Source organism: Variovorax sp. P1_H12_2 (genome assembly GCF_056405335.1).
The window spans coordinates 1-6,446 of record NZ_JBFUCI010000369.1 but is presented as its reverse complement, the minus strand read 5'-3'; the positions used below and the strand labels follow the sequence as shown (position 1 = coordinate 6,446).

At 66.0% G+C, this 6,446-nt stretch carries 5 protein-coding genes and 1 pseudogene; 1 reads left to right on the top strand and 5 read right to left on the bottom strand.

Going from position 1 to position 6,446, the window contains the following annotated elements:
- The coding region (locus AC1D2K_RS27285) for a DDE-type integrase/transposase/recombinase (protein WP_478092564.1) at positions 1-310 on the top strand (310 nt) is incomplete at its 5' end.
- A gap of 110 nt (positions 311-420) precedes the next feature.
- Here AC1D2K_RS27285 and AC1D2K_RS27280 read toward each other — a convergent pair.
- The 5 genes and pseudogenes from AC1D2K_RS27280 to AC1D2K_RS27260 form a co-directional block, all read right to left on the bottom strand.
- The gene (locus tag AC1D2K_RS27280; protein ID WP_478092563.1) at positions 421-2,697 is read right to left on the bottom strand and encodes a phosphocholine-specific phospholipase C; all 2,277 of its coding nucleotides are present in this window, start codon (positions 2,695-2,697) and stop codon (positions 421-423) included.
- Positions 2,698-2,854: 157 nt separating this feature from the next.
- On the bottom strand, positions 2,855-2,992 hold the full coding sequence (locus AC1D2K_RS27275; protein ID WP_478092561.1) for a hypothetical protein: 138 nt from the start codon (positions 2,990-2,992) through the stop codon (positions 2,855-2,857).
- A gap of 62 nt (positions 2,993-3,054) precedes the next feature.
- Positions 3,055-3,411 carry a hypothetical protein gene (locus tag AC1D2K_RS27270; protein WP_478092558.1) on the bottom strand — a complete coding sequence of 119 codons (357 nt, stop codon included), beginning with the start codon at positions 3,409-3,411 and terminating at the stop codon, positions 3,055-3,057.
- A gap of 228 nt (positions 3,412-3,639) precedes the next feature.
- Positions 3,640-4,902, bottom strand: a complete 1,263-nt coding sequence (locus AC1D2K_RS27265) for a M14 family zinc carboxypeptidase (protein ID WP_478092556.1) — start codon at positions 4,900-4,902, stop codon at positions 3,640-3,642.
- A gap of 684 nt (positions 4,903-5,586) precedes the next feature.
- A pseudogene (locus tag AC1D2K_RS27260) lies at positions 5,587-6,126 on the bottom strand (IS6 family transposase); the annotation flags it as partial.
- Positions 6,127-6,446: the final 320 nt, after the last annotated feature.

Sequence of the window (6,446 nt, the reverse complement as noted above, 5' to 3'; positions counted from 1 at the left end):
GCATGGCGTACCCGAGAAGATCACCGTCGACAAGAGCGGTGCCAACACGGCCGCCATCCTGAGCGTCAACGATGACGCCGGGGTCGCCATCGATCTGCGTCAGAGCAAATGCCTCAATAACGTCGTGGAGCAAGACCATCGCGCGATCAAGCGTGTCGTGCGGTCGATGCTGGGGTTCAAGTCCTTCCGCTGCGCACGCGTCCTGATTGCTGGCATTGAGCTGATGCATATGATCAGGAAGGGGCAGCTCGACTGCCCTGAAGGCGAAGCCTCGTCAGCTGCGTCGAAGTTCTATTCGCTGGCCTCTTGAACGCCAATGCCAGCATGGATACCCACGGCTCCGCAGCGCTATCGCGACAGAACCGAAAGGCCCGCTCCGCCCCCGAAGCGACCTGTGTCAGTGCAGACCGCGATGGACCATCAGAACTGATCGGCCAGGCCCATGCCCGGATCGCTGACCGAGTGCCGGCCGGTCTCGACGCGGCCGGCCAGGCGTCGCTGGAAGCTCGGGTCGGCGTCGCAGGTGACGACCAGGTCGTACCACCAGCCGGTCGCGTCCAGGTTCCAGTACAGCGACTGCGTGCTGCGGCCGTTGAGGCGAAGCGTCCACTCGGTGCCCGAGCCCTGCGCCTGCTCGGCGCCGCGCAGGTCGCTGCTCTTCGAGGTGTTCAGCGTGCCGTACACCTTGTTCGAACGCACCTTGAGCAGCAGCTGGCCGGAACCGTCGTTGCGTCCTTCCAGCCGCAGAGCGCCGCTAGCGGGGTCGTAACTCACCTTCACCTCGGGCGCCGGCGCGTTGCGCGCTCGCTGCGTGGCGAGGTCGCCCTTGAAGCGGCGGTGGAAGCCATTCGGGCCCAGCACCCACAGGTCGTAGCGGCCGGCATCGTCGCTGCCCGCGGCCCAGGCGTCGTCGAGCGACTTGCCCGGCTCGACCGCATAGCGCTTCGGCAGACGGTCGAGGTGCAGTTGGTCGTAGACGTGGAAGACGGCGGCGGCGCGGCCGGCGTTGACGAAGCTCAGCGTGACCGTGCCCCGGACCGCGTCGGTGGCGGCCGTGGCGTACAGCTCGTAGGGCAGCGCGCGCGAGGGGCGGAAGCCGCTGGCTTGCACCGGCAGGCCACGCCCGGCCTGCGGGACGACTTGCGGCAGGGCCTGCTGTGCATTGCGCAGCGCATCGGCCTCGGCCTTGGTCTTGCGACCGGCCAGCGTGGGCAGCGGCTCGTTGTTGGGCGTCTGGAAGTTGAAGGCGCTGGTCAGGTCGCCGCACACCGAGCGGCGGAACCCGCTGATGCCGGGGTATTTGATGCCGAAGCGCGCCTCCAGGAAGCGCGCCACCGAGGTGTGATCGGCGACTTCCGAGTTGACCCAGCCGCCGCGGCTCCAGGGTGAGATCACGTACATCGGCACGCGCACGCCGGGGCCGTAGACGCGCCCGTCCGGCTTGCGGTAGTCGGGCGAGAAGCCGGCCGGAGCCGGGTGGTTGAAGTACTCGGGTGCGAGGGCGGCCGCGGCCAGCGTGGTCTTGCCGGCGAGCGTGCCGTCGGCATTGGCCGAGGGCGCGGCGGGCGAGGGCATGTGGTCGAAGAAGCCGTCGTTCTCGTCGAAGTTGACGAACAGCACGGTCTTGCTCCAGACCTCGGGCACGGCGGTCAGCGCGTCCAGGATCTGCTGGAGGTACCAGGCGCCCTGCACCGGGCTGGACGGGCCCGGGTGCTCGGAGTAGGTGTCCGTGGCCACCACGTAAGACACCTGCGGCAGCCGGCCGTTCTTGACGTCGTTGCGGAAGGCGTCGAGCTGCGTTTCCTCGTTGGCGCCGGGCATGGTGTTGGCGATGCCCTTGTACAGCGGTGCGACTGCGTCGTCATTGGGGTCGTAGGCCGGGTTGGGGTTGACGTTGTGGTAGACAGGCTTGCCCGAGGCTAGGTTGGCCTGCCGGAAGCTGCTGAAGCCCACCAGCGAGTTGTCGGTGTAGTTGTCGGGCATGTTCTGGTAGACCTTCCAGCTCACGCCGGCTTCCTGCAAGGTCTCGGGCACAGTCTTCCAGGTGAAGCCGACGGCCACGTTCGTGTCGTTGTCGAGCGTGTCCCAGGTGTTGTCGATGACCCCCACGCCGGCGCCGGCCGGGCCATTGCTGCCGGCAAACAGGAACATGCGGTTGGGGTTGGTGCTCGAGTGGATGCCGCAGTGGTAGGCATCGCAGATCGTGAAGGCGTTGGCCAACGCGAACTGGAAGGGCAGCTCGGCCTCCTTATAGAAGCCCATCGACTGCTGCTGCTTGTAGCGCGGCCATTGGTACTGGCGGCCACCGTCCCAGGCGCTTTGCCCGTCGGTCCAGCCGTGCGGCGTGCCCTTCACGCGCTGGGCGTTGCCTTGGCTGCCGTCCAGGTGGTAGGGCAGCACCACGGTGCCGTTGGCGTCGATCTGCTGCTCCCACACCTTGCGGCCGCCGGGCAGCGGGATCCCGAAGCGGTCGCCGAAGCCGCGCACGCCCTTGAGCGTGCCGAAATAGTGGTCGAACGAGCGGTTCTCCTGCATCAGGATCACCACGTGCTGGACGTCCTTGATCGTGCCGGTCTCGTTGTGTGCTGGAATCGCCAGCGCCTTGCGGATGCTGGGCGGGAAGGCGGCCAGCGCGGCGGCGCTGAAGCCAGTGGTGGCGGAGCTCTTGAGGAAGCTGCGGCGGGAGTTGTCGGTCATGGCTTTCCTGTCTTCTTGGGGTTGGACGGAGACAGGAAACCGCCGCACGCAACGGCAAGGCACCACGCGGCAGCGGTTTCCCGTGCCGAAGGCTAGTGGCCGTTGATGACGGTGGTGGGTCCGTGCGATGACATCCGGCGATCGCCCGACAGGGCCGTCACGCGAGCGGCGGGGCGACAGCGGCCTGCGGCGTACTGCGGAAACTGATGGCCATGCGGTTGTACCGGCGCAGCACCGGGACCGACACGGTTCGCTTCATCGGTCCGGCGGCGATCACCGACATCGCGAGCCGCACGGGCGGCACGAGCTCCGAGCTGCCATCGGCGCCACCTGGCAGATCGCGCCTTCGCTCGCCGCCTATGGAGAGTCGGGCCAGCTGTGGGCATCGGGCGGCGATGCGCGCACCCAGGGTGCGTGGAACGGCAGCGTGGGCCTGAAGGTGAACTGGTAGCCGTCTTTCCGTTTGATATTTTTTTCTGCGAAAGCCCACATGCACTGCGAGAAAGCCTGCCCGACGAACTCGTCGACAGCGTCGTGGACCTGCTGAAGATGCGCGCCAAGGCRCCCAAGGACCCGAGCGATTACGCCCTGTGGATCGACGAGATGCTGCGGACCGCTTGCCGGCACATCGAGTACTTCGTCGAGCCCGAAATCTCGATCAAGGCCGCCGCGCAGTGGAAGGAAAGCGACGGCAAAGGCGATCTGTCCAGGCAACGGTACCGACCGCCGTCGAGGTTGCCGCGCGGCAAGGGCCGACGTCCGCCCGTGTCAGGTGCTCGAGACCGCCGAGATCGTTTGGATCGCGACGGACGAGGGCGATTTCCCCAAGGGGCCTCGGCCCGACTGGAGGGAGCTTTATGCCGCACGGGGAATAGAGCTGGTGACCGAACGAAAACGGATAGCGCGCGCCACGGGCCCGGCAGCGCGCCGCAAGCGCCGCCGTCAGTTGCCCAGGTGGTCGGGATCGAGTGCTTCGGCTTCGCCGCCGTTGCCGGTGCTCGGCGGCACGCCGTTGGCGGGCACCACCAGCACGTCGGCCTGGTCGGGGTCGAAGCTGCCCAGGGTCGGGTCCTTGGCCAGCTCTTGGAGGATGGCCGACGCGGCGTGGTAGCCGATCTTCTGGATGTAGCCGCCCGACTTGGTGCCGATGCCGCCGCGCAGTTCGAGCAGCACCGAGCCGGAGCCCAGCAGGCCATAGGCGTTCCGCGAGATGCCAGGCTCGGTCCCGCCGGGGTAGCGGCTCAGGTTGGCGTAGGGGTACTGCGCCAGCTTCTGCGCGATCAGCACCACCACGCGCTTGGCCATCGTCTGGCCGGCGGTGAAGCGTGCCAGCGCATTCGGGTCCACCGCCTGCAGCCACTGCGCAGTCTGCAGCGCGGTGGGGTAGAGGGTGGAGGCGGTCACCATCTCGCCGTCATGCACGCGGGTACCCTGATGGTGCAGGTCCAGCGCCACCACCGGCTTGTACTTGTCGTTGATCCAGCGGATGTTCTTGGCTTCCGGCACCGGGTTGCCCTTCGAGAGGTCGTAGGTGGGCGCGGTGCTGTCGATGTCCTGTGTCTCGCAGGTGGAGACACCGGCGGCCGTCGTGATGTTCGGGTAGTTGGGATTGTCCAGCGGGCACTCGGGCCGGAAGGCGTGGTAGCGGTTGATGTCATAGCCGCGGCCGCGCTGGTAGAAGGCGGGCAGCGGGTTGACGGTGAAGCGCGGGTCGTAGTTCTGGCGCCAGGGCACGGTGTTGCCGGAAGCGTCGGTCAGCGGCGTGCCGTCGGGCTTCTCGCCGTCGAAGCCGTCGACGTTGACGCGCGGCACCACGATCACGGTGAGCGAGTTGCGGATGATCTGCGATTCCTTCGAGCTGTTGGCCAGCGTGCGCACCAGGTTGGCGGCCGAGTCGCTGGTTTCCATCTCGTCGCCATGCTGCTGGGCGATGATCATCGCCGCCGTCGGGCCGTTGCCGACCACCACGTAGGGAACCTTGCGGCCGGTGTTGCTGGTCCAGGGCGCGTAATGCAGGGTGGCGGCACCGTTGGAGGAGTGGACCGAGGTTTCCAGCGCCTTGACCAACTGGTCGTAGGTGCGCAGCGAGGCAAGACTCTGGTTCTCGCCGTTCGGTCCGTTGGGAATAGTGGAAGGCTGGGCCCAGGCCAGGCCGGCGACAAGGGATGCAGCAGCGCTGATGGCCGCGATACGAAAACGGGGCATCGTTGACTCCTTCTTGGTTTTTTTGAACCCGGCATGGACACCGGGGAGTGCATGCTAGGTCGGGCCCGGGCGGGCAGCAAACAATGCCCCCGGACCAGTAAATGGTCGAAATTCACATTTTGTGGTCGACGGGGCGCGTGTGGTAGACGCGCGTACGCGGTGGGGTGGCCGGTTCGGTCCGAGGGTCGGCGGCGTTTGGTCATGGAGGCTTTCTTTTGCAGAATCGCGCCTGGCCCCACAAGACCCACAAGAAGGAGTGCGACATGAGGAGAGCAACGCCTGGCTGCCTTGCAGCCGCGGCAGCCCACGCGAGCCGCGACGCAGCCAGCTCGGCAACAGGCCGTTCGCGTAGAACGATGTCGATCCTTCGATGGGCTTCGGCGGCACTCCTTGCCTTCACGGCGCTGGGCGCTGCATGTGCCCAGGATGCATCCCCTGCCAGAGCTTCGGATCAGCAGGCGATCAAGGCCGCGAGGGAGAGCGATGGGGCGGCCATCTACAGCCCGTTCTCGGCGGGAGCGGACCGCAGGATCTCATCGCCGAAGCAGGCGCCGATCGAAGGACAAAGTCCCGACATGACGATGACGCTGCTGGCGGGGCTCGCAGGCGGCGCAGCCCTCGTCTGGCTCCTGCGCCAATAGTTGTCGGCGCCGATTGAATGTTGACCACCGCGTCAGGATTCCAGCGGAAGGACTTGAACCCCAGCATCGACCGCACGACACGCTTGATCGCGCGATGGTCTTGCTCCACGACGTTATTGAGGCATTTGCTCTGACGCAGATCGATGGCGACCCCGGCGTCATCGTTGACGCTCAGGATGGCGGCCGTGTTGGCACCGCTCTTGTCGACGGTGATCTTCTCGGGTACGCCATGCAGTCCGATGGCCTGTTCTAGGAAACGACGCGCGGCGGCGCGGTCTCTCTTGGCGCGCAGCAGAAAGTCAACTGTGTCACCGTCTCGATCCACGGCTCGGTACAGATACTTCCACTGGCCGGCGACCTTGATATAGGTTTCGTCCATTCGCCAACTCGTGCCCACAGGGCGTTTGCGCCGCCGGAACACCGACGCCAGTACGGGCAGGATCTTGATTGCCCAACGATGGACCGTGGCGTGATCGACAGATACGCCGCGCTCGGCCATCATCTCTTCAATGTGCCGCAGGCTCAGCGGATAGGCCACATACCACCGCACGCACACCAGCATCACCTCCAGCGGGTAATGCATCCGCTTGATCACCTTGCGCAGTGCCTCGATCACGATTTCGTCCAGTCAACAGTTCCGCATCAGCTTACCAACCTCGGCTTAGCGCGRCAGAACCATCTGCGCCGACCAGGGCAGTGTTGGCCCAGATGAAGCGGCCTTGATGCAGCCGCGCGCGCTCAGGTAGATCCCAATGCTGTCATGCATGAGGACCTTCATGCGGTTGGCTCGCCGCTTGGCGAATACGAAGCGACTTCCCATTTCGGGCTACGGCATCGGAGTGCCAAGATTGGCGTTTCGGAAAGTCAATCTGCAACCACGTTGGAAGGAGAAGTCCCATGCGG